The organism is Citrobacter braakii, from assembly GCF_002075345.1.
Taxonomy (GTDB): Bacteria; Pseudomonadota; Gammaproteobacteria; order Enterobacterales; family Enterobacteriaceae; genus Citrobacter; species Citrobacter braakii.
The window spans coordinates 1-24,684 of sequence record NZ_NAEW01000019.1; the positions used below are offsets into that span (position 1 = coordinate 1).

Genomic DNA, 24,684 nt, shown 5'->3' on the forward strand with positions numbered 1-24,684 from the left:
CGGTGCAGTTTGTGGCGAATGTGTACTACAGGAATGGCGTGCAGATGGCCTCGTTCCGGGTAGACACAGAGGTGGAGGATATCGACCACCTGACGGCGAAGGATTACGGTGATGTTGTGGGGCAGGCTGTTGAGTGGGTGCGTGAGCAGTTTGAAGAACCTGCTGCAGTCGACCGGCCCGTCGCGCAGTTACCGCGTCTTGCCGCATAACGTTACTGAAAAAAACAAAAACCTGGCGGGCGTTCCGTCAGGTTTTTTTATGTAGGGCTGTATTTAATACTGGTCTGGTAGTGACGGTAATCACATTTTTCGTAAGCGTACAGCGCGAACCGTATTGACGTGACGAGGATGGGTTATTCGGCAGGCAGTGTGATCCGCCACGGCAGCATTTCACCAACCCGGTTTCAGACGTGAACTGGAGCTCTGATTATTTTCCATAACTCATACCAGTGATGCTTGCCTGACAACAGAAGATTATGTATAACAATATTGCAGTTATATGGTAATTATAATTATTATCATTATATTTATCATTTTTATTTATGGTATGCAAAGATAATAATGGTGACCTGATGGTACATAGTGATCAGAAAACAAATCGTAACTGGACTACATTTGTTGCGGCTTTGAGTGCTGCTGTAATGACTCTTGATATTACAGTGGTGAATGTAGCGTTACCAAGTATAGGACAGGGACTTCAAACTGATTTGGCTCATCTGCAATGGGTTATAAATGGTTATACGCTTAGCTTTGCTGCTTTTTTGTTGCTATCCGGTTCATTATCTGATCGGTTAGGCAGAAGACGAATTTTTCTCGTTGGAATGGTGGTTTTTACAGTGTCATCACTTGCCTGCACCCTTTCTGTACATGCAGATATTCTTATAATTGCCAGAATAATCCAGGGAATTGGAGGGGCCATGGTTTTTGGGACTGCACCGGCACTAATCGCAGGGGCCTGTGAAGGCGAAGCACCAGGGGTACGGACCTTTTCTATGGGAGTGTTTGCTGCTGGAAGTGCCTTTTCTGCTGCTGTAGGTCCATTAATTGGAGGGGTGTTAATCCAGTTTGCCAGTTGGTCGTGGTTATTTGCTATTAATGTACCGATCGGTGTTCTTATCATTATTTTTACTTTAAAAAAAGTGACCGAATATTCGCCTGATGCTTCCCTGTATCCACTGGATTTACTGGGAGCAATTTTGATAACGGTTGCGCTTTTTTGTCTTAATTATTCGGTCATTACTTTCCCTTCTGTTGGATTCAAGGATACGACTGTCTATGTTACTTTTATTGTTGGTTGTATAGCATCCGTTCTTTTTATTCTTAATGAATGGAATAGAGGAGATGGTGCATTATTAAATCTTAAGCTATTTCGTATACCAGCTTTTATCGGGGCAATAATATTAAGTTTTTCTGGTCGTATTTTTAGTTTTGGACTTATGCCGTTCATCATTTTTTGGTTAAGTGGATTGTTAGGGTACTCACCATTGCAGATAGGTGCTATTTTCTTCATTCAGTCAATAATTATGGTTATCGCAGCTATATTTAGTGGAGTTTCAGGAAAACATATACAGTCTCGGGTATTACTTGCAGGAGGTATGCTTGTTGTAGCATCTGGGCTTTTTGTTTGTAGTAATATAAAACCTGATAGTGACTGGGTATCTATTTTACCCTTGATGATATTGATGGGAATTGGTACGGGGATGATAATGCCTCATCTTATGGATTTGGCCGTAAGTGTCGTTCCTGTAAGACAGGCAGGGATGGCATCTGGTACAGCAAATACTTTTTTCCCTTTAGGAACTTCTACAGGTGTTGCGATTTTTGGTCTTTTGTTGACTCAATATTTATCTTATGAATTCCCCCCTGAAGTACTAAGATTGCAGGGAATTGTAGATCCAGAACTCCTTATACAATCTCTTGCCCGGGGAGAGATTAGTATGCTTAACGGACATTCAGTACTACTTGCGCAAGCTCGTCAGGCATGGAGTGAAGCCCTGAATTTATTATTTATTATTGCTGGTGCAGCTAGTGTACTGGCAGCTGCAGGCAGCCTGTGGTTGCTTCGGTCTGTCAAATAGTTTTTTTCATAATTCCTCTCAGATATGAAATCAATTTTTGGATCAAAAGTTGGGGGCATTGGTTGAAATAAAAATGTCCCCCACAAAATACATCAAGAGTAAATCCAGTTTCGCTCCATACTTCCCAACCTTTCGCTTGTTCTTCATTAACATCTGGATCATCACAACCAATAAAGGCGCAAATATGACAGGGTATTTTTTGATGTGAACTAAGTTTCCATCTTTCTATCAACGAGTAATCAGTTCGCATAGTAGACAGAATAATATTTCGCATTTCATCAATTTCCAGTAATTCTGATGCCGTCCCCCCAAGACGTATCAGTTCTGTACATAATAACTGATCGGATTGTTGATGTAATATTCCTGAATGATGGAATTGAGGTGCCTCACGAGATGAAACTCCCAGCATAATGGGAGGATTCTTATTTCTACTCATGACTTCAATAATTACTTCATGTGCGATAACTGCTCCCATACTGTGGCCAAAAATTGCCCAAGGATTGTTGATATAAGATAATAGTTGATCTACCAATTGGCTGGAAAGCTGGTTTATGGAATCCGGCATAGGTTGCTGAAGTAATTCATGTCTGCCTGGTAAAGTAATCAGATACAGGTCTATATCATCAGGAAGAATGTCACGCCACCCCCTAAAAAGAGAGGAGTTACCTCCTGCATGAGCAAGACAAAATAATGCTAAAGCATTTGGCTTTCCTCCAGGAATACAACGGATCCATGATTTTTTCATTACTTGTTACCCCCAGTTATAATTGAAGCATCAATTAGTTGACGTGTAAATTTATGATGAGGAGCGGTTATCAACTTTGTTGTTGGTCCATACTCTATTACATGTCCGTGTTCAAGAACGATAAGGTTTCCACCCAGTTGGAATGGAAGTGATATATCATGTGTCACCAAAATTATTGCTATATCAAGAGTGTGTCTCAGTTTATCCAAAAGTTCAGTAATTTCTCGCTTACCGGGTCCGTCCAGTGCGCTGGTGACTTCATCACAGATTAGAATCGTGGGGTTTATTATCAGTGCACGAGCCAGAGCGACTCGTTGGCACTGTCCTCCGGAAAGTTCTGAAGTATGCCGATTAAGTAGATGATGTGATAAACCTACGTGTTCCATTATATTGGCGATGGCTTTTTGTCTTTTATTATGTGTTAATTTTGGGTTATGAACACAGAGTGGACGTTCCAGTAAAGCTGCTACTGTGTAAAATGGATTTAATGAACTCCAGGGATTTTGCGGAACATACTGTATTGCTCGCCGTTGTTCGGTTGTACGGTGAGCAAGTTCAGGGGCCAGACGGGATTGCAAAAAATACATTGAGCCCTGACAATTTTGATGTAGCCCGAGTAAGGTACGTAATAGAGTTGTCTTACCACTTCCTGAAGGACCCACAATGGTTAAACAACCTCCCCTGGTAAGATCAAATTGTAGTGGATGAAAGGCTGTATAGCCTCTATATGATGCACTTAACTGATGTACATGAAGAATTGTTTCAGATTTTTGTTTGATACAATCAGATATTAAAACAGGTGTATAAGAATCAATAAGTCTTTGACCTTCAGGGCTTTCTGGATGCGTCAAGAATCTTTTAGTTTGTTGTTGTTCCAGCAATTTCCCCTTGGACATAAGCAGGATACGACTGGCGATTTGGCTTACCTGGGGAAGATCATGAGCAACCATTAATACGGTCATATTATGTTCACGAGCAGTTTGTGCAACCCATAAAAGCATATCACGGGTATTCAATGGATCAAGAGCACTGGAAGGTTCGTCCAGGAATAGTAACTCAGGATACCCGAGCAATGCTGCTGTAAGTAAAATACGTTGACGTTGTCCTCCGGAGAGTTGGTGCGGGTAACGTGATAAGAATTTCTTTTCCAGAGGAAGTCCAAGCTGACGAAAGTTATTATATATTTGAAGACGCCGGGAGCGGTTACTTAAACCGCGACTGTTTGCAATAAGATTAAGGAAAGAACCAATACGTTGTGATGAAACCAGCGTTACTTTTGGGTCTTGGGGCATATAACCGATATGGCGTGCGCGATGTTTACGTAACTCTGAAGTATCCATTTGTAGTAATGATTTCCCTTGCATCCATACATTGCCTTGTTCCAGTTTTGTATTCGGTGGCCAGTGAGCAAGAGCACTATGTAATAATGTTGTTTTCCCGCTTCCGGAAGAACCTACCAAAGCAACTATTTCTCCCTTGGATACTTTTAAATTTATATTTGAAAGTAATAAATAATCTCTGTGTGCTAATGTAAAATTTTGGATATCCAGTATAGCACTTTGTACAGGTGGGGAAATTTCTGTATCTGATGCTTTGTAGTTCATATTTATGGGTTGACGAAGTAAAAATAAACTGTCCAGCCAGAAATTTAGAGGAATAATCAATAATATTAGCATTGAAACTGGAGCAAGTGTTGCCAGAGGTTGTAGTGTTAACCCCGGGCTGTTTTCCATTATCATTAATCCCCAGTCAGCCACAGGTTGATTCGTACTAAGACCAAGAAAACTGGCAGTTGCAAAAATAAAAATAGTCCCGGGCAGGCGAATACCAATATCGGTTATCATTGGTGATAATAAGTTTGGTGCGATTTCATACCATAATAATGTGAACCACGATTCTCCCCTGCATCGTGCCAGATCGATATAATCATATTGTAACTGTTGAAGTGTAGCGGCTCTTGTCATACGGAAAATGTCGGGAAACATTATCAGGATAGCTGTAATTACCACCCCTTTATAGCCAGTACCAGTAATCGTTACTATCAGCGTTAGTAATAACATTGCGGGAATACTAAGTAAAAGATCTGCAATGCGGAGGAAAATAGTTTCTGTGATTCCGCCACGTAAGGCTGCAAGAACGCCAAGTGTTCCACCTAAAATCCATGCTAAACCAACCGCTAAAAGAGTCAGGAGTATGATAGTCTGACCACCACTCAGCATTCTGCTAAGTACATCAGCGCCCAGATAGTCGCTACCCAGAAGCATAGTTGGTTGTGGTGGAGAAAATGGAATGTCAAGTATCTCATCTATCGGGTATGGTGCTAACCAGGGACCGATTAATGAGAGTGCTAATATTAACAAAAAAAGAATAAATGCAAAATGGCGTAACTTATTCATTGGTAACATTTTCACGTTTAACGGAGGGATTCAGTAATATAATAATTACGTCAGCCAGTAAGTTTATGAGTATAGTTAAACTACATATTATGAAAGAGATTCCCATAACAACAGGAGTGTCTCTCATCAATGTTGCATTCAGCAGCGGTATGGCAAGGCCAGGCCATGAAAATAAGGTCTCAGCAATGAACGCTCCTCCAAGTAACCAGGTAAAATAACGTGCCATTATGGGTAGTGCGTTGATTAATGATAAAGGAAGTATCCATCTTATAATTACAGTATATTCTGATACTCCATTTAATCTTGCGTTTAAGGTAGCTGGCGATGATGAAGCAGATATTGTACCTGAACGGATCATCCTTAAATTATGTCCTATACAGGGAACTATAATTGTGAGTACAGGAAAAATCATCATTTTCAATTGTGTCCAGATGGAATGCTGAGGTGATATAATTGACAGAGGAGGTAACCACTGTAGACTGAGTGAGAAAATAATGACCAGAAAGGTACCTGTAATAAATTCTGGTACTCCGACAAATATAAGAGTAAGAAATATTACAATCCTGTCGCATCTCCCCCCTGGATATAGTCCGCAATATGTACCAAGTATTATGGACACAGGGAATAGCAGGAAACTGGCTACTAAACCAAGCAGAAGAGAGTAACTGCCTCGTTCATGCAGAAGGTTATTAACGGGCTGCCCATTGATGTTACTATATCCCCAGTTACCATGAAGAATACCTGTTATCCAGTTTATATAACGCAATGGTAATGGGCGATCCAACCCCAGCTCTGTTCGTAGTTGAGCGACCTGTGTCATCGTACCTGTACCACCGAGTCGGGTTGTGGCTGCATCACCAGGAAGAAAGGATAGCGAGATAAATATGATGACGGAAGCCAACCATAGTGTGGCAACAGCCAGTAAACATCGATTTAGTAATGCCCGAAAAAGTTGGTAACCTCCCATATTAAGCCAACCAGGCGTCACGTAACAGTGGACTATCAAAAAAACCTGCTGCCTTGACGTTCTCTACCTTGGGAGATGAACCAGCCACAGATGGTAATCTGGCAAAAATTGCGTCACCTCCATAGAGCCACAGCCAGTGCTGGAGATCGGCCATTTTCTCGCGTAAACCTTCCATTTTTGAACTTTGCATCGCGTTAACTAACTTCGTCAGTTCTTGTGAAGAAGGCCCGGTGAAAGACCATGGGGCGTCTTTTCCGTAATAAAAAGGTAGTGAAACGGGGAGGGGCATTGAGTGATAACTGTTAGTTTGCAATGGTGTGTTTAGCAAGGTAGTAAAATCACTGTAATAATCAGCTGCTGGTAACCTGTTCAGTGTCAGATTAAAACCAGCATTTCTTGCCTGTTTCAACAACAGGATTGCACTCTCAAGAGTGCCATACTGATAATCAGTAGTTCGGATCATCGCTGTAACTGATGTTAAACCGGCTTTTTTTAATAAAGCTTTTGAATGTTCAGGATCGTATTCACGAACAGGAAGACTGGAATCGAACCAGGTTTGACCAGCCCCAAGTGAGTCATTAGCTACTTCTCCCATGCCCAGCGTGACTGAACGTACCATTGCTTCACGGTCAATTCCATATTTTAATGCATTAACAACATCCGGATTATTAAAAGGAGGTTTACTGAGATTCATACTGAACGCAAGGCTATTCATCTGTGAGTTATCAGACTGCCAGATTTTAATTAAAGGGTTTTTTTGTTCAGTTCGCGCACTCAACAGTGTTAAACCTCCGGAATAGTCAAACTGCCCCGCTTTTAAACCATTGAGTCTGGCTGTTGAATCTTCAACAGAATACAGATGAATTTCATCCAGATAGGGGCCAGCATTATCATCCCAATAATTATGCTGTGCAATAAGTACACTCTTATCCTGATTGAAGGCACCAAGAGTAAAAGCCCCACTTCCCGGAGCATTAGTAAAATCTGTTGTTCCCTCAGGAAAAATAAACATTGCCTGGGCCAAAAGCCAGTCAAAAGTTCCTACAGGCCTTTTGAGTTGCAATGAAAGTGTATAGTCATCCTTAATATGAGAACTGGATATATCCAGCGGCTTTAACCATCCATTTTGGCTACCAGGTTGCGTGGTATATATATGTAAACTGTATAAAACGTCTTTTGCCGTCAGCTTTTGACCGTTACTGAATGTTACCCCCTGCCTCAGTTTAATAGTCCATAGGGTGGCGTCATGGTTTGATTCAGCGGATGTCATTAATCGCCAGGATATGTTTCCACCATCTATTTCAGCCAATGGATCCCATAACAGTCGGGCACGAACGTTATTAATTGTACTGTTAGTCGACAGGAGTACATTGACAGAATTGTTAGCAGAGCCAGGAAACGCAGCACGCAGGATCCCCCCCCGGGATACATTTCTTGGTTTTTTTTCTCCGGCAAAAAGTAACTTATTCCCAAGTACTAAGCCTGTTCCAATCCCCATAGCCTGTAAAACTGTGCGACGTGTCAAACCGGATTTCATTCTTACCTGCCTTGATTTCCACTCATACAAAAAATGCTTAACTTTTCATCACTACATATGGTATATCACTTTTGGAAATGAGAATCACTATCATTTTTATAAACATTATCACTTAGGATGGGTGGCAAACATGAAAGTCATGAAAGTTAAGAGATTTTCCAGCACAGAACTGATGAAAACTGGCCTGTTTATTTCAGCTTTGTGTCCATTAGCAGCGCTTAAGGCAGCAACACCTGCAGACACAATGGTGGTTATAGGTCAGGAGAATAGTCATGCCGGTGAGCTTTTTGCACATCAGACTGATTCAGCGACAAAAACATCGAAATCATTAGCTGAACTCTCGCAGTCGGTTTCAGTCATTACACGTTCGCAGATGGATGACCAGAACATACGCAGCCTGAATGAAGCCTTACGTTATACTCCTGGTGTAGGGGCTGAGCAGTGGGGCGGCGTGACTGCGTATGATCAATATACAATTCGTGGTTTTAGTGCTACCGAAAACGGAACTGGTGATGTATTCCTTGATGGACTTCGTAATACCAATGGCTTGATGTTTGGAGTGCAGCAAGTTGATCCTTTCTTACTTGAGCAGATAGATGTGCTAAGGGGACCGGTATCTGTTTTATATGGTCTTTCTAACCCCGGAGGGATTGTTTCCCTGACAAGTAAGTTACCGACTGCAGAAACGATACGCCACGTTGAAGTTGAAGGGGGGACATATAATTATGGGCGTGCCAGCCTTGATTTAGGCGGACGGTTGACTGACAGCGGTAACGTTCTTTATAGAATGGTTGCGACAGGTCATCTCGCTGATGGAATGTGGAAGTATTCAAAGGACAAAGGGTACGCTATAGCGCCTTCAGTTACTTTTATACCGAGCTTAAATGACAGTCTGACTCTTTATTCACGATTTCAATATGATCCCTATCTGGGGGCGATAACTTCAATACCCGTAGCAGGTACAGTATTCCATAATCCTAATGGTAAATTACCTCTTAGTGCTTGGCCGGGAGAGCCTGATAGTAATACTTTTTCTCGGAAACAAAGCGCAGTAGGATATAACTATCAGCATATGTTTAATGATGACTGGTCTGTAGTTTTGAAAGGGAAGTATTTTGGTGAAACCAGTAGTATAAAAGCGGTACAGATGGCTGGGGTTTTAGATGATATGCGCACTATTGTGCGTCAGAATCAGAACTCTGATGAACATTTTAACACTCTGAATTTTGATAATCAATTACACGGAAGTTTTGGTACTGGTGATATAAATCATAACATTTTATTAGGATTTAATGTTGATAACATGAGGGGAAACTCTGAGTATCTTGGTGGCTCAGTTTCAAATTTGGATATATACAATCCAAATTATGGACATGGGAATTATGGTCCACTTTATCCGTGGGTTATTAATCGGGTTAATTCTACCCAGAATGGCATTTATTTTCAGGATGAACTTGAGTGGAATAAGTGGCGCACAACATTGGGAATTCGCCATGACTGGAGTCGTATTGTTAATGAGAATAAAATCAGCAATAAAAGTTATACACAAAATGACAGTGTTACAACAGGGAGAGTTGGCTTAAACTACATTTTTGATAATGGCTTATCTCCTTATTTTACATGGTCTCAGTCATTCCAACCAGTAAACGGGTTATCAAAGAATCAAAAACCGTTTAAACCAAGTTATGGGGAACTCTATGAAGCCGGGCTTAAATACCAGCCAACTGGAAGTTCAACCCTTCTTTCTGCTGCAATATTTAATCTCACTCAGACAAACAGTCTGACAACGGATCCGTTGAATCCTAATTTTAAGGTTCAGAATGGGAAAATTCGCTCCCGTGGTCTTGAGCTTGAATCGCATGCTGCGTTAACTGATCAGTTTAGCCTTATCGGTAGTTACACTCTCCAGGATGTTAAATATATTAAAGATAACGACGGTTGGAAGGGTAAGACACCAATAATGATCCCTCGTAGTTATGGTGGCCTCTGGGTCGACTGGGAAGCTCCTGATAATAGCGTAGTTAATGGGTTAGGTATTGCATTAGGTGGGCGTTTTAGTGGCGGTACTAAGGGGGGAACTGCGAAAGAAGAATTTGATACCGGAGGATATGGGGTGATGGATGCTTCAGTACGTTATGACCTTGGGAAACTGACACCTTCATTGAAAGGTGGAAAAGTTCAATTAACTGCACAGAATTTACTGGATAGAAGATATGTCGCCGGATGTTATTCCGAAGAATACGGTTGTTTCTGGGGCGCGGGTCAACAGATTATCGGTAAAGTCATGTGGGATTTTTAATGAATAGTTAACCATTTAATGGGAAGGACAGAATGAAAAATCAATATTCAGATTTGGAACACTGGCCAGCAAAACCCTTAGGAGATCAACTGACCTTATGGGCGAAGCAGTATACTGACCAAATATCACTTGTCAGTGGTGTAAACCGCTTAACATATTTGCAATTAGATAAACTGTCTAGCCGATTAGCGTCGGGATTTTATGACCGGGGAGTTCGAGCGCGGGATACTGTGTTGGTTCAAATGCCAAATAGTATCGGTATGATTGCTTCTTTATTTGCACTATTCCGAATAGGCGCTTGCCCAATTCTTGCAATGCCGGGTCAAAAATCTGCTGATATTGATGCAATCTGTCAACTCGCAAGTCCAGTGGCCTGGTTGCATCCAGGCCATTTCCTCGCTAACGATTACGTCTCGATGGGGAATGTGTTGAACGATAAATATCCGCATATGCAGCAATGGCGGATTGATGATGTGAAAGATCCGGATTTTATGATGTTTGATTACCAAAGTGATGAAAGAGAGTTCCCATCACCGCCCGTTGAATCTGTAGCTCTTTTATTGCTTTCAGGGGGAAGTACTGGTACACCGAAGTTGATCCCGAGAACTCACAGTGATTATTACTATAATGCTTTTCTTGCTGCAAAGGCGTGTAATCTCAATAGCCAAAGCACCTACCTGACATCACTGGCGGTTGCTCATAATTTTACGCTTTCTTGTCCGGGTGTATTAGGGACGCTTTTGTCCGGAGGAAAAGTTATTCTGGCACAAACTGCTGGTTGTGATGAACTTTTTCCGCTGATTGAAAAAGAAAAAGTTACTATAACTGCTCTTGTACCTCCGTTAGTAAATTTCTGGCTTGAATGGAAAGAATGGGATAATAGCGATATTTCAAGTTTACAGGTCATGCAGGTCGGTGGTTCTAAACTTGATAGTCAATTGGCGTCAAAAGTTAAGAAAGTGTTTAATTGCCAGTTGCAACAGGTTTTTGGAATGGCGGAAGGTCTTATTTGTTGCACACGACTTGATGATCCTGATGATGTGATTTTTAATACTCAAGGAAGACCTCTTTCTTCACATGATCAGATAAAGATTATCGATAAAAATGGAATTCCAGTTAGTTTAGGTGAAAGTGGAGAGTTACTGACCAAAGGTCCGTACACTATAAATAATTATTATAATGTAACTACTCAAAATGAAAGTTCATTTTCCAGTGATGGCTTTTACCGTTCCGGAGATATTGTAAAAATGACACCTGAAGGTAATTTGATTGTTGAGGGGCGTATAAAGGAACAAATTAATAGGGCCGGAGAAAAAATAAGTGTTCAGGAGATCGAAACCCTCCTGAATGAGCATCCAGATATTAAAAATAGTGTTGTTGTTGCAGTTGCTGATGAAAACCTTGGTGAGCGAATTTGTGCTTGCATAGAAAGTTCCAGAACATTATCACTTTCCGAAATAAGATTGTTTCTTCAAAATAAAAATATCAGCGACTATAAATTGCCTGATCAAATTATGCTGATAAATCAATGGCCATTAACAGCTGTGGGTAAAATTGATAAAAGAAAATTGTCTGAAATGGGTTTCAGAAATATCGGATGGTTGCGGAGTTCGATTCCTGTAGACGTGGAGTCGCTAGATGTTTGTTATAATCTTTTGGACAGTAACTGGTCTGGATTTGTAGCTTATGAGAGGAAAAATTCGTGGTTTATTGGTCTTGATTGTCTGTCTGAAATAACACTTTACGTCGATCGGGTTGAATTAAAAAACGAGTCTGGTTTAATAAATTCCTGGGTCGGCAGTGACTGGCTATCAAATCTTACTAAGGCAATTGATGCGTTACCTTTAAAATCATGGAGTGCGTTTGCTGTAGGTTGTTTTGAACTTGCCGGTCTTTTTCACCAGGTTAGATTGACACAAGACTCTCATACTCCTTTATTGACAATAGTTATTCCCAAATATCTTGTCACTTTGAGTGATGGTGTTGCATCATTTGAGGCATTGAATTCGAATGATTTGGACTATATTGAAAAGAGTGTAAAACAAGCTAACAAATCTGTCGAAATAAAAGGTGTTGATGAAATCTGGATTGAAAGAATTAAGCGGCAGTTACGTGATCAGGATGGTGAGGAATATTGTCAGCAAGTTTCTAATGCAGTGTCTGAAATATCTCGGGGTGATTATCAAAAAGTTATTTTGTCAAGGCGAATTATTGTTAATGAAAAACTTGATTTACTGGCCAGTTATTATCATGGCAGACGCAATAACACACCTGCACGTTCTTTTGCTGTACGGATGAATCAGCATCGATTTATAGGGTTTAGCCCTGAAACAATAGTGGAAGTTAGTGCTCAAAGAGATGTAAGTACTCAGCCTCTTGCGGGGACACGGGCATTAACTAAAAACGAAGAAATTAACTCCCGACTTCGTTCGGTTCTGACTAACGATACTAAAGAGATCGCTGAGCATGCAGTATCTGTAAAACTGGCATTTGAAGAGCTGGAATCAGTTTGTGAAGCTGAATCTGTACGCGTTGTCGATTTTATGAATGTATCGTTACGTGGTAGTGTTCAACACCTCGCTTCGAGATTACGAGGGAAACTATCTCCTGAATTTACCCCCTGGCACGCTCTGGCTGCATTATTCCCTGCTGTAACAGCCTCTGGTATTCCTAAAGCGTCTGCATTGAAAGCAATTAACAAGCATGAAGAACAAGAGAGAGGAGCATATAGCGGTACCGTTATGTGGCTGAACAGCGAAGGTGAAATGGATGCAGCATTAATATTACGTTCGTTATTTCATCTACCAGAAGGTTTTGCTCTGCAGGCCGGGGCTGGAATTATAGATCAGTCAGTGCCAGAACGAGAGCTCGAAGAAACCTTTGAAAAGTTGCAAAGCGTAGGTAGCTACATTGTTTGTCAGAAATAAATGTTCGTAGTGTATTTACTATGGACCGGATCTGAAAACAGATCCGGTTTCAGGACTGTGATTGAAACTCCGGGAGTTTTTGTAACCAAATGCGGTATTTATTCGACATATGGTTCAGCAGTTTTAAAACAATACCGGATATCTTTCTTTTGGCTTTTTATCCCAATTGAGCTGGAGACTGGTTAAATGGAAAATATTCATCAGAAATTGGCATCAGAACTTCCAGGTATTATTGCCAGATTCACTGGCCTTGATGTTAACGAAATTGACGAGGATGCCAATCTGATAGGCCTGGGTATTGACTCTATCACTATGATGCGTATATCCGGACGATGGCGACAGCAGGGGGTAATTATTGGTTTTCATGAGTTAATATCATCACCCAGTTTGTCTGCATGGCAAAATTTGTTAAACAATGCTTCTGTCTGTGAAAATCAGAATGACAGAAAAATCAATTCGGATGAAATTAAACGTGATAATAAGTCTCTGGCTTTAGCTCCAATGCAACATGCGTACTGGATTGGAAGACGAAAGGAACAGTTTCTTGGTGGAGTTTCATCTCATTTTTACCATGAATTTAATGCAAGGGATATTGACCCTCTCCGTCTGGAAAAAGCTGTAGACAGACTGATGGAACGACATGAAATGCTGCGGGTTTCCATATCAGATGAAGGACAACAATTTATACCAGACAGAGTATCGGCTAAAAAACTCGTTGTTCATGACTTACGACTGGCGAGTCATGAACAGGCGTTGCGACATCTCAAAGCTACTCGTGAATATCTCTCTGTTCGCCAAATGGTGGTAAATAAAGGAGAAGTATTTGATATACAGATAACTTTATTGCCAGAAGGCGTATGTTCGGGAAATGTACGACTGCATATTGGTATGGATATGATTGCTGCAGATGCCATGAGTTTGCGGATCCTCCTGTCTGACCTTGAGAAATTCTACTGTGAAAAGTCATTGCCAGTTCTCGATTATACATACTTTGACTGGTTGGTTGACTACAGGAAAGAGCAGCGTAAATCCGACTTTTGTGCCCATTATGAGCTGTCTCGAAAATACTGGAGTAATCGCTTACCTGAGCTTCCGGGTTCACCATTGCTACCTACAATATCTCTTACAGAGACTGTCCCGGCAAATAATGTTGTGCGTCGCCATGTATGGATTGATGCTAAAAAACGAAAAATACTGGAGCAGACTGCAAGTCGGTATGAAATAACAATGGCTTTTTCGCTCGCTAGTGCCTTTGCAGAAATAGTAACGGCTTTCAGTGATATACCTGATTTTATTGTAAATCTACCGCTTTTTAACAGACAGCCATTGCATCATCAGGTGGAACACTTAGTTGGTGATTTTACTTCATCGGTCCTGCTTGCCTGGAATGGAAGTTGTCCTGGTAGTTTTTGTGAAAGAGCAAGACGTTTTCAGCAACGTTTTCATGAAGATGTTGTTTATGCGAATTATTCAGGGATTGAACTGTTACGTGATCTCTCACGTTATCACGAGGAGCCCGTTTATGCCCCTATCGTGTTTACAAGTGCTCTTGGGTTAGGGGAACTCTTCAATCAGGATGTTCGTGCGCTGTTTGGTGAGCCTGTCTGGATTGTTTCCCAGGGACCTCAGGTTTTACTGGATATCCAGATTTCTGAACTCAATAGTGGGTTATTAATTAATTGGGATGCACGCGAAGAGGCGTTTCTTCCTGAAACGCTGGATTTGATGTTTGCCGCTTATGTTGATTTGGTTGAAAAGTTAATTAGTCAGCCTGAAAGTTGGCTTAATCCGGTAGGAACAATAGTTTCTGAAAATATACTGGATAAACGTTGTCAACTACTCACAATGACCACTGAGAAATTATCTTTATTACATGATGACTTTTTTATCCGGGCGCTACAGCAACCGGAATATCCGGCTTTGCTCGGGGACGATATCACAATGAGTTATTCCTGTCTGTCTGAGTGGTCCAGACAAATTGCAGCGCTGCTTGTCAGACGAGGAATGATCCCGGGAGAGCGGGTAGCGGTGTCTTTACCTAAAGGTCCGGGGCAGATTGCTGCCGTACTTGGCGTGTTGTTTGCCGGTGGTGTGTATGTACCGGTGGGAATAGACCAGCCAGCAGCAAGGCGTCAGCGAATTTACCAGAGTGCGAATATTCGATGGCAGATTGGCACAGAAAGCGATGGTGACACGAAACTAACACCGGAAGAAGCGCGTGAAATGGAAGCTCTTGACGATAATATCCGGGTGGAACCGGAGTCAGAGGCTTACATTATTTTCACATCCGGCTCGACCGGAGAACCTAAAGGAGTAATGGTCAGCCATGCGGCTGCGGTTAACACTCTGGAAGACATTAACCGCCGTTTCGGGGTAACAGAGCAGGACCGGTTGCTGGCAGTGTCAGCGCTGGACTTTGACCTGTCTGTGTATGACATCTTTGGGATCCTCGGTGCAGGGGCTTCTCTGGTATTGATTGATGAAACAACCAGACGTGATGCAACAGCATGGCTGAAATCGATCAAGCAGCATGGGGTGACAATCTGGAATTCAGTACCGGTACTTCTGGAAATGCTTCTGAATGTAGCGGAAGGCAGGGAAATGCTACCGGGTCTGAGACTTGCACTGATATCCGGTGACTGGATTGGACTGAACCTGCCGGGATGGCTAAAAAAGATAGCGCCGGAATGCAGATTTGCTGCGTTGGGAGGAGCGACGGAAGCAGCAGTGTGGTCGAACCTGTATGAGGTGGAGGAAATAGGTCCGGACTGGAAGTCCATACCTTATGGTTATCCATTGACTAATCAGGCTTACCGGGTGGTGGACAGTCAGGGCAGGGACTGTCCTGACTGGGTTGCAGGGGAACTGTGGATCGGTGGACGGGGGGTGGCACTGGGTTATTGTGGTGATCCGGAAAAAACTGCAGAAAAGTTTGTGTCAGATGAACAGGGTAAACGCTGGTATCGTACCGGTGATATAGGTCGGTACTGGCCGGATGGCACACTGGAGTTTCTTGGGCGTCAGGATCAGCAGATAAAAATCCGGGGACACCGTATTGAGACAGGCGAAATAGAAGCTGCTATAAAATCCTGTCCTGGAGTTGGACAGGTTATTGCAACAGTGCATGATAAATGTCTGGTTGCAGCTGTAACTGTGAGTGATGCCACTACAGCGGAAGATTTAAAACAGTGGTTACGGGGAGTGTTAGCACCAGAAATGATCCCGGATCATCTGTTTGTATTATCTGACATACCATTAAGCATTAATGGTAAAGTTGATCGACAACGCTTAAGTGAAATCTTTCGGGAATCAAAAAATAACAGAGCAGAAATTATTGAACCTCCGAAGGGAGAAACTGAGGTTGCAGTAGCTGCCATCTGGTCAGAGATACTGGGAACTGATTCAATTGATCGATACCAGGATTTTTTTTCGCTGGGTGGTGATTCTCTGCAGGCTACACGAGTTATTTCTCGCTTACATGCTTGTGGCTTCGTTCATGCTTCCTTATCGGAATTGTTTTTGCGTCCTGTATTACATGATTTTTGCCTTTATCTGCCGCCTGCGACAGCAATACAGCCCCCCCTATACTGGCAGGAGGATAATGAAGCTCGTTTTGAACCCTTTTCACTTACTGAAGTTCAGCAGGCATATTTGTACGGTCGACAGTCTTCCCTGACGTTGGGAGGAATTGGTTGTCATTTTTACAAAGAATTTAATGTAGTTGATATTGATATACCGCGGCTGGAACAGGCTCTTGGTAAACTGATTTGTCGTCATGATATGTTACGTGCAGTTTTTGATATTGGCAGTGGAAAACAACGAGTGCTTCCTGAGGTACCAGAGTATCGGGTTACGATATATGAAGGTATTAATGCTTTTCAACAATTACGTCTTGCATCTCATCAGGTGTTTAATCCCGAAATATGGCCTCTGTTTTCTGTGTCAGTAGCTCATCAGAATGGAAGATACCGGATAGCAATAGGGATTGATAATCTTATTCTGGATGCACTTAGTGTAATGATATTTTACCGGGAGCTTGATGCCTACTATCAGGATCTTTCAGTAACATTACCGCCAGTTAACGCAACCTTCAGGGACTATTTACATTGTGCTATTCCGGATAAAAAATCGCTTGTTGTGGCGCAAAATTTTTGGATGAAAAAAGCTGAAATATTGCCATCCTCACCACAGCTTCCACTGGCCATTACCCCTGAAAAGATCAAGTCTGTTCGCTTTAAACGTCGTTCCAGTCGTATAGATAAAGAACAATGGCAAATATTATTGAAAGGATGTCAGGAAAATAGTGTTACTCCGTCAGCACTTCTTTTGACGGCTTTCTGTCACGTTTTAAGTCGCTGGAGTAGTGAATCTGCCCTCACTATTAATTTGACTTTATTTGAACGTACAGAACTCCACCCTGATGTTAGTTCTATACTTGGGGATTTTACCTCTCTTCTGTTGATCCCATATTTTAGCGAGCAAGGGCAGACATGGATTAATGCTGTAAGAAATATCCAAAGAGAAATGTGGGCAGCACTGGATCATCGACAAGTTTCAGCAATATCTGTATTGCGCGAGCGAGCACGTCGGCAACAACAGGTTCATTCTGTGATGCCGGTAGTATTTACCAGCGCTCTGGGATTACCTTTTGAATCTTCACATTCCTGCTTATTGTCTGAACCTTGCTGGGGAATTTCTCAAACACCACAAGTGTGGCTTGATTTTCAGGTGGCTGAAATTGACGGTAATATTGAAGTGTCATGGGATGCGGTTGAGGAACTTTTTCATGACGGAATGTTGGATATTCTTTTTTCTGCTTATTTCAAACAACTGGAGGTTCTGATTGCCAGGGGGTGGCAATCAGAACTTCCTGATTTGCTGACTGAATCCGTATTGAAGCAACGTCGGGAAGTGTGTCGGTCAGCGCCATATTCATGTTCTCTTTTACATGACGGCTTTTTTATACGTGCGTTACAGCAAGCCGAATATCCTGCTTTGCTCGGGGACGATGTCACGCTGAGTTATTCCTGTCTTTCTGAATGGTCCAGACAAATCGCCGCGCTGCTTGTCAGACGGGGAATGATCCCGGGAGAGCGGGTAGCGGTATCGTTACCTAAAGGTCCGGGGCAGATTGCTGCCGTACTTGGCGTGTTGTTTGCCGGTGGTGTGTATGTACCGGTGGGAATAGACCAGCCAGCAGCAAGGCGTCAGCGAATTTACCAGAGCGCGAATATCCGATGGCAGATTGGCACAGAAAGCGATGGTGACACGAAACTAACACCGGAAGAAGCGCGTGAAATGGAAGCTCTTGACGATAATATCAGAGTGGATCCGGAGTCAGAGGCCTATATTATTTTCACATCCGGCTCGACCGGAGAACCTAAAGGAGTAATGGTCAGCCATGCGGCTGCGGTTAACACTCTGGAAGACATTAACCGCCGTTTCGGGGTAACAGCGCAGGACAGGTTGCTGGCAGTGTCAGCGCTGGATTTTGACCTGTCTGTGTATGACATCTTTGGGATACTCGGTGCGGGGGCTTCTCTGGTATTGATTGATGAAACAACCAGACGTGATGCCACAGCATGGCTGAAATCGATCAAGCAGCATGGGGTGACAATCTGGAATTCAGTACCGGTACTTCTGGAAATGCTCCTGAATGTAGCGGAAGGCAGGGAAATGCTACCGGGTCTGAGACTTGCACTGATATCCGGTGACTGGATTGGACTGAACCTGCCGGGATGGCTAAAAAGGATAGCGCCGGAATGCAGATTTGCTGCGTTGGGAGGAGCGACGGAAGCAGCAGTGTGGTCGAACCTGTATGAGGTGGAGGAAATAGGCCCGGACTGGAAGTCCATACCTTATGGTTATCCATTGACGAATCAGTCCTACCGGGTGGTAGACAGTCAGGGCAGGGACTGTCCTGACTGGGTTGCAGGGGAACTGTGGATCGGTGGGCGGGGAGTGGCACTGGGTTATTGTGGCGATCCGGAAAAAACTGCAGAAAAGTTTGTGTCAGATGAAAGGGGCAAACGCTGGTATCGTACCGGTGATATAGGTCGGTACTGGCCGGATGGCACACTGGAGTTTCTTGGACGTCAGGATCAGCAGATAAAAATCCGGGGACACCGTATTGAGCCTGGAGAAATAGAGGCTGCGTTATGTTCTGATCCCTCGGTTGGGGGCGCTATAGTAGTCAAAGGAAATGAAAAAGGCAGGGAAACATTAATTGCCGGGGTTGTGCCTGCTTTGTGCCCTGCATCAGGAATGTTATTCGACATGTGTTCTGCCGGGATATTACCGGATACTAATTTTGAATCCGAAGTAGTCGAATCAATTTTAACAGATTTGTTGGGTTTCAGAGAACAAATAAACTTATCAATTAGTGACGCGGCTAAGCCTCTTTATAATTTATGGATCAGTTGGCTAAAAGGTAGAGGTCGTCTGATTGAAGATAATGATGGGAAGTTGCATTCATCAGGCATATCAGCCTGTATTCCTGAGCCTGTTAATGATGAACAGAAACGTATCATTGATATCGCAAATGCCGTAATACGCCGTACAGGTGATTATCGGAATATATTATGTGGCGAACTGGACGCTCGGATTTTGCTTGATGATCCGATTTTAGCTCCTGAAATTCTGATGAATAATGATCCAGATATCATCAGACTTCAGAGCATATGGGCATCAATATTGCGTGAGCGAGCAAGATTGCTGGGGCGTACTCTGAATATTGCCGAGTTAGGTGGTCGTAGTGGGGTTTTTGCTGAACGGTTGTTGGGACTTCTGGCTGGGGTAGATGTCAATTATACGCTTCTGGATGCTTCTTCTACTTTAGTCAACTCTGCCAGTCAGAGACTAACGGGTCATAGCGCGAAGCAACTTCCACCAGGGTCAGTGCCGGATACGTTACTCTACCAGTTTGATGTCGTATTATGTGTAAACTCATTACATCGATATCCTGAGCCACAGGAAGGCGCTGTTGTTGCGAGTCTTTTGCTTAAACACGGGGGCTTATTACTGGCAACCGAATTCAGTCATTTATCACCTCTTGCACTGTTTACCTCAGCTGTGTTGGAAATGGGCTATACCGATTTTGATACAGAAAGGCGGCAGGCCGGATCCCCAACACTAAGTGGCTCCCGTTGGTGTAAGTTACTGGGTGCTGCCTGGTTTGATAAATGTACAAGTCATTATGTAGGACGATCTTTCCTGATGGATATTGAAGCTGTTCGTGCTTCTGATTCACCTGAAATACACTCCCTGAATTTATTTCAGAAATTAAGAATAGGATTACCGGAATTTATGATTCCGGGGAAGATTGTAATTTTACCAGTGATGCCTTTGTCCAGTAATGGCAAACGAGATGGCTCGGTTTTGAGACGGATTACTTCGTCTTATTCGCCGGGTAATAGTTTTGTCCCGCCAGAATCTGAGATGGAATTGTGGGTCGCTGAAATTTGGGAAACCTTACTCGATACTGAAATTTTGGACAAGAAACAAGGTTTCTTTGATATCGGAGGTGACAGTCTGATGGCCACGCGTTTTTTGGCTCAGGTTCGCCAGATTCTTGGTGTCGATATGTCCATGAGTCAGCTATTTATGTACCCAACATTGAACCTTGTTGCTGAACATCTACAGAACATACTCAGTGAACAGTGTAAACAAGATGATGATGAGGGAAAAATATGATTGGTATTTTAGGTGGAAATGGAGCTGTAGGGCAGCAGGTCGTGCGTCTGCTACATAAATGGAATGTAGGTGAAATGCGTGTAGGCATACGGAGTAAAAATATACAGACTAGTGAGTTAAAAAAACCTTCTGTATATTATAAAATTGTTGATATTAGTGATGCTCAAAGCCTTTCCAGCTTTGTTGATGGTTGTGAAATACTAATTAATTGTGCCGGTCCATCAATTCATACTTCAGTCCCGGCACTGAAAGCTGCTTTACGTGGAAAAATACACTACATTGATGCAGGAGGAGAGCAGTGTATTTCTATGTTAGCAGACCGTATTTCGGAGCAATATAACCTGATATTTTCTGCGGGTGCGTTACCGGGTGTTTCTGGGGTCTTGCCTCGCTGGTTAGCTCAACGATTTTTTCGTCCAGCTTCACTCAAATTTTATTGTGGGATTCTGGATAGATTTACGTTATCAGGAGCAGAAGATTTTCTGGAAGGTATCTGTTATCGGGGAGGAAATGCTTCTTCATTTTCAAAATTTCTAGAAAAATCAGAAATGGTTCTCCCTTTTTTTCCACGTCCGGTAACGGTTGTTGCTTATCATGATGGAGAAACTTCAGGAGTTCAAAACGCTCTCGGTCTTGAAAACGCGGAATTTTATATTGCCCGGGATGGTAAGTATGTTAACAGGGCTTTATTACAAATGTCTTCTTCATCGCGTATGGAGTCTGTTCGGTCTTTGTGTGAAGCCGCAGACCTCGATCTGGCAGGGCTAACTCCTTATATCCTTTATCTTTTGCAAATGGATGGTATCAGTCACGATAACAAGATTAATAGTTATACCATGCTGTTGAAAGGCGCTGGGGTTTCTGCAATGACCGGACATATGGTGGCTGCTATAACAATGTCGGTGCTTCGTAGGGATATCGAGAATAAGATTGGAATGGCAGCTGAAATATGCAATCCAGACTCTATCATTAATGGACTGAATGATCCTCATACCGGTAATTACCTACAGGTGCTTGATTGCACTATTGATGATCTGATGCAAATATCCGGAGGTGTACTGTGATTTCCCAAAAAATACGTACATTAGTCTGTGGTTCAACGTTTGGGCAATTTTATCTTTCAGCGTTGTCTACACTTCCAAATTTTGAAATTGCTGGTTTATTAGCGCAAGGCAGTCAGAGATCAAAGGAGTGTGCTGGTCGTTATGGCATTCCACTTTATACGAATACTGATGTATTGCCTTCAGATATAGATTTGGCTTGCATCGTTATGCGATCAGGTGTGCTGGGTGGCGATGGTATAAAATACGCAAAAGCAATTTTAGAGAAAGGAATCAATGTATTATTTGAACCACCATTACATCAAAACGAAATGGCTGATTGCCTGCGTATCGCCCAAAAAAATGGCGTTATTTTTCAGGTGGCAGATCTTTATACACAGCTTGAATCCGCTCGTTCATTCATTTCTGCCGCGAAAGTATTACTTGATAAACAATCCGGATTATTTATTGATGCCAGTGCGGCAAATCAGGTTTTATTTCCTTTATTACATATATTAATGCAGGTAACAGGGAATATTCGTCCGTGGAATATAAAGCTTTTGGACTACGAAGTAAATAAAAAAATACCGATGCGGATATTAGCAGGAGAGATAGGAGGGATCCCGTTATTATTACGTTTGCATCATCAGGTAGACCCAGTTGATCCAGATAACCACTTGCCATTGTTTCATCGTATCACTTTGGGAACTGAAGGTGGAACGCTGGATTTGCATGATCCGCATGGTCTGGTAACCTGGACCCCAAGATTGTTTATTCCTGCGTCGGTCAAAAATGATTTCAGTTTTAGTAATGTTACCCATCTTCAACAGCCTTTATTCAGTATTCTTGATGGGGCTACGGGTGTTTCTCAGGCAAAAAATCTGCAAATAAACTGGCCTGAAGCTATCGGACGTGATCTTATTGACATGGCTGCATTGTTGTCTGCTTCTTCAGTCAGTCATCACTATTCTCAGCAGATGCTTATGTTGTGCAGATTATGGCAGGAGACAACCTCAGAACTTGGATATCCTGAACTTTGTGAACAACATTATGAATACATATCTGTTGATAATTTATCTCTTGACCGGAAAAATGATACTCTAATTCCAACAAAAGAATTTAAAGATAAAAACGATCCTGAGTTTACGATTTCTGTGTTACTAAACAACGCTGTTAAACGGTCTGATGCTTTGATATCAGATATCACTATCTTGCAAACAAAACACTTTGTTTATTGTCTTGATGAAGCAATTCTGAGAACAATGCAAATAACATTACAATCGTCCGGTGGATTTGATAGCCCCGGAAAATTGATCTCGCCTGACAATTTGATAAATGGCCTGGGAGTAGCCAAGCGTCATCAACCCCTAATAAAAAAATGGATTGATGTTTTGCTTGATAATAAAAGGATGGAAAGCAATGGCCAAAATTTACGTCTCACATTGTTTCTGGAATCAGATGAAGTTGAACGTTATTGGAAAGATGCGCGACTGGCCTGGAAAGGACTGGGACCAGAAACGTTCATTGATTACCTCAGGCAAAATGGAAAGTGCCTTTTACAGTTAATGCGTGGTGAACAGGATGCTGCGATGCTGCTCTTTCCTGAAGGTAGAATGGATATCGCGGATGCTATTTATAACGATATGATAACTTCTCGTTATCTCAATACATTAATAGCTGAATTTATCAGTCAGATTGCCATAAGAAAATTGGGAACATTGCGTATTCTGGAAGTTGGTGCAGGTACTGGAGCTACAACAAATAAAGTGGTAAATGCTCTTATGAAAATAGGAGAGAGATGTGTTTCTGAATATAAATTTACAGATATATCACCTTTCTTTTTAAGAAGAGCACGTAAACGTTTTAATTATTTACCATGGATGAAGTTCGGCGTATTTGATATGGAGAGGGATTGTTGTGAGCAGGGAATAAAATCGGGGACGTTTGATATCATAATTCTTGCTGGGGTGCTCAATAATTCTATCAATACGGATAAAACTTTGTCCACTTTGTCACCACTATTGTCTCATGATGGATTGATGCTATTTAGTGAAGCAACTCGTGAACATCTGGAAATTCTTTCGTCCCAGGCCTTTATGATGCCTCAGGCTGATGATGAGAGGAAAATTACACAAAAACATTTCTTGTCTTTGGAGCAATGGAAGCGGGCGCTTGTAAGAGCGGGATTCATTAATATCCATGTTCTTCCTGACGAAAATCATCCTTTGAGTCCTCTTGGGCAACGATTATTCGTGTCGAGTAAGGAGCCATTATGCTGAAGTGCAGTCATGTGGTTTATAAAGTCAACTGTCTTGAAGATATTGTCAGGGAATATCGAGAAAGGGGTTTTGACGTGCAATGGGGGAGCATGCCTAAAAAAGCATTTAATGCTTTTATTCGGTTCAGGAGTGGACCTTTCATTGAATTTTTAGAGTTACCTCGTCGTTATGCACTTTTACGTTACCCACTGAATTGGTTCTATGGTTCTCCCGCCGGGCAACGTATGGCCTATTGGGCGACTTGCCCTGAAGGTTGGTGTGATGTTGCTCTGGAAGAAAAAGCGGGTAAGTCGTCTATTGGGACTGAAGACATCATCTCTTTACAAGATTTGTATCTGAGTCTTCGTAACTCAGGGATTACGTTATCCCGTCCTATTGCAGGAAAACGCCGTCGACCTGATGGACAACTGGTTCGTTACAGTTTTATGTTGCCTGAACCCGGTCAGTTGCCATTCATTGTTTCGCCTTATTTCCCTTCGCAACGCCCGACTGAAGTTGTACATCCGAACGGTGCTCTGGAGATTAAGCAAATACTGATGGGGTGTTGTAGTAACGACCAGTTTTTCTTCGATAAATTTTTACCTGACGATCATTGGTTGATGACCGTAACAGCTGAATATACCCATGTACAATCAGTAATCTTGTATGGTGCCGACTGTTCTGCGCTGAAAGGCAGTATTTTTAGCAGACAGGAAAATATCCAACCCAATATTCGAGGTAATTAA

Annotated in this window: 11 protein-coding genes and 1 pseudogene; 8 read left to right on the forward strand and 4 right to left on the reverse strand. The window is 42.3% G+C overall.

The window, feature by feature from the left end:
* Both BZK42_RS23520 and BZK42_RS23525 read left to right on the forward strand, forming a co-directional pair.
* Window positions 1-209: pseudogene (locus BZK42_RS23520) on the forward strand (hypothetical protein); the annotation flags it as partial.
* Between the two features lie 362 nt (window positions 210-571).
* Complete coding sequence (locus tag BZK42_RS23525; protein ID WP_158083377.1) at window positions 572-2,077, forward strand: MFS transporter; 1,506 nt, start codon at window positions 572-574, stop codon at window positions 2,075-2,077.
* Here the strand turns inward: BZK42_RS23525 and BZK42_RS23530 are convergent.
* From BZK42_RS23530 to BZK42_RS23545, 4 genes are read right to left on the reverse strand one after another with little or no spacing between them, the layout of a single operon-like run.
* Window positions 2,070-2,822, reverse strand: a complete 753-nt coding sequence (locus BZK42_RS23530) for a thioesterase II family protein (protein ID WP_080860419.1) — start codon at window positions 2,820-2,822, stop codon at window positions 2,070-2,072. The genes BZK42_RS23525 and BZK42_RS23530 overlap by 8 nt on opposite strands.
* On the reverse strand, window positions 2,822-5,218 hold the full coding sequence (locus tag BZK42_RS23535) for an ABC transporter ATP-binding protein/permease (protein ID WP_158083378.1): 2,397 nt from the start codon (window positions 5,216-5,218) through the stop codon (window positions 2,822-2,824). Before BZK42_RS23535 ends, BZK42_RS23530 begins: the two co-directional genes overlap by 1 nt.
* Window positions 5,211-6,185, reverse strand: coding sequence for an ABC transporter permease (locus BZK42_RS23540; protein ID WP_080860425.1), 975 nt, complete (start codon window positions 6,183-6,185; stop codon window positions 5,211-5,213). The genes BZK42_RS23535 and BZK42_RS23540 overlap by 8 nt, the downstream gene beginning before the upstream one ends.
* Before the next feature lies 1 nt (window position 6,186).
* Complete coding sequence (locus BZK42_RS23545) at window positions 6,187-7,722, reverse strand: ABC transporter substrate-binding protein (protein WP_080860428.1); 1,536 nt, start codon at window positions 7,720-7,722, stop codon at window positions 6,187-6,189.
* A gap of 130 nt (window positions 7,723-7,852) precedes the next feature.
* On the opposite strand from BZK42_RS23545, the gene BZK42_RS23550 reads away from it, so the two are divergent.
* The 6 genes from BZK42_RS23550 (at window position 7,853) to BZK42_RS23575 (ending at window position 24,684) form a co-directional block, all read left to right on the forward strand.
* The gene (locus BZK42_RS23550; RefSeq protein ID WP_158083380.1) at window positions 7,853-10,021 is read left to right on the forward strand and encodes a TonB-dependent siderophore receptor; all 2,169 of its coding nucleotides are present in this window, start codon (window positions 7,853-7,855) and stop codon (window positions 10,019-10,021) included.
* A gap of 32 nt (window positions 10,022-10,053) precedes the next feature.
* Window positions 10,054-12,948, forward strand: a complete 2,895-nt coding sequence (locus BZK42_RS23555) for a salicylate synthase (RefSeq protein ID WP_080860434.1) — start codon at window positions 10,054-10,056, stop codon at window positions 12,946-12,948.
* A gap of 186 nt (window positions 12,949-13,134) precedes the next feature.
* Window positions 13,135-20,640 carry a non-ribosomal peptide synthetase gene (locus tag BZK42_RS23560; protein ID WP_080860436.1) on the forward strand — a complete coding sequence of 2,502 codons (7,506 nt, stop codon included), beginning with the start codon at window positions 13,135-13,137 and terminating at the stop codon, window positions 20,638-20,640.
* The gene (locus BZK42_RS23565) at window positions 20,637-21,704 is read left to right on the forward strand and encodes a saccharopine dehydrogenase NADP-binding domain-containing protein (RefSeq protein ID WP_080860438.1); all 1,068 of its coding nucleotides are present in this window, start codon (window positions 20,637-20,639) and stop codon (window positions 21,702-21,704) included. Before BZK42_RS23560 ends, BZK42_RS23565 begins: the two co-directional genes overlap by 4 nt.
* Window positions 21,701-23,959, forward strand: a complete 2,259-nt coding sequence (locus BZK42_RS23570; RefSeq protein ID WP_080860440.1) for a bifunctional Gfo/Idh/MocA family oxidoreductase/class I SAM-dependent methyltransferase — start codon at window positions 21,701-21,703, stop codon at window positions 23,957-23,959. The genes BZK42_RS23565 and BZK42_RS23570 overlap by 4 nt, the downstream gene beginning before the upstream one ends.
* Window positions 23,953-24,684, forward strand: coding sequence for a VOC family protein (locus tag BZK42_RS23575; RefSeq protein WP_080860443.1), 732 nt, complete (start codon window positions 23,953-23,955; stop codon window positions 24,682-24,684). The genes BZK42_RS23570 and BZK42_RS23575 overlap by 7 nt, the downstream gene beginning before the upstream one ends.

What these genes read in the sequence shown, in the direction of transcription:
- BZK42_RS23525 (WP_158083377.1), top strand. Translation starts at nt 572, where the DNA reads ATGGTACATAGTGATCAGAAAACAAATCGTAACTGGACTACATTTGTT.
- BZK42_RS23530 (WP_080860419.1), bottom strand. Translation starts at nt 2,822, where the DNA reads ATGAAAAAATCATGGATCCGTTGTATTCCTGGAGGAAAGCCAAATGCT.
- BZK42_RS23535 (WP_158083378.1), bottom strand. Translation starts at nt 5,218, where the DNA reads ATGAATAAGTTACGCCATTTTGCATTTATTCTTTTTTTGTTAATATTA.
- BZK42_RS23540 (WP_080860425.1), bottom strand. Translation starts at nt 6,185, where the DNA reads ATGGGAGGTTACCAACTTTTTCGGGCATTACTAAATCGATGTTTACTG.
- BZK42_RS23545 (WP_080860428.1), bottom strand. Translation starts at nt 7,722, where the DNA reads ATGAAATCCGGTTTGACACGTCGCACAGTTTTACAGGCTATGGGGATT.
- BZK42_RS23550 (WP_158083380.1), top strand. Translation starts at nt 7,853, where the DNA reads ATGAAAGTCATGAAAGTTAAGAGATTTTCCAGCACAGAACTGATGAAA.
- BZK42_RS23555 (WP_080860434.1), top strand. Translation starts at nt 10,054, where the DNA reads ATGAAAAATCAATATTCAGATTTGGAACACTGGCCAGCAAAACCCTTA.
- BZK42_RS23560 (WP_080860436.1), top strand. Translation starts at nt 13,135, where the DNA reads ATGGAAAATATTCATCAGAAATTGGCATCAGAACTTCCAGGTATTATT.
- BZK42_RS23565 (WP_080860438.1), top strand. Translation starts at nt 20,637, where the DNA reads ATGATTGGTATTTTAGGTGGAAATGGAGCTGTAGGGCAGCAGGTCGTG.
- BZK42_RS23575 (WP_080860443.1), top strand. Translation starts at nt 23,953, where the DNA reads ATGCTGAAGTGCAGTCATGTGGTTTATAAAGTCAACTGTCTTGAAGAT.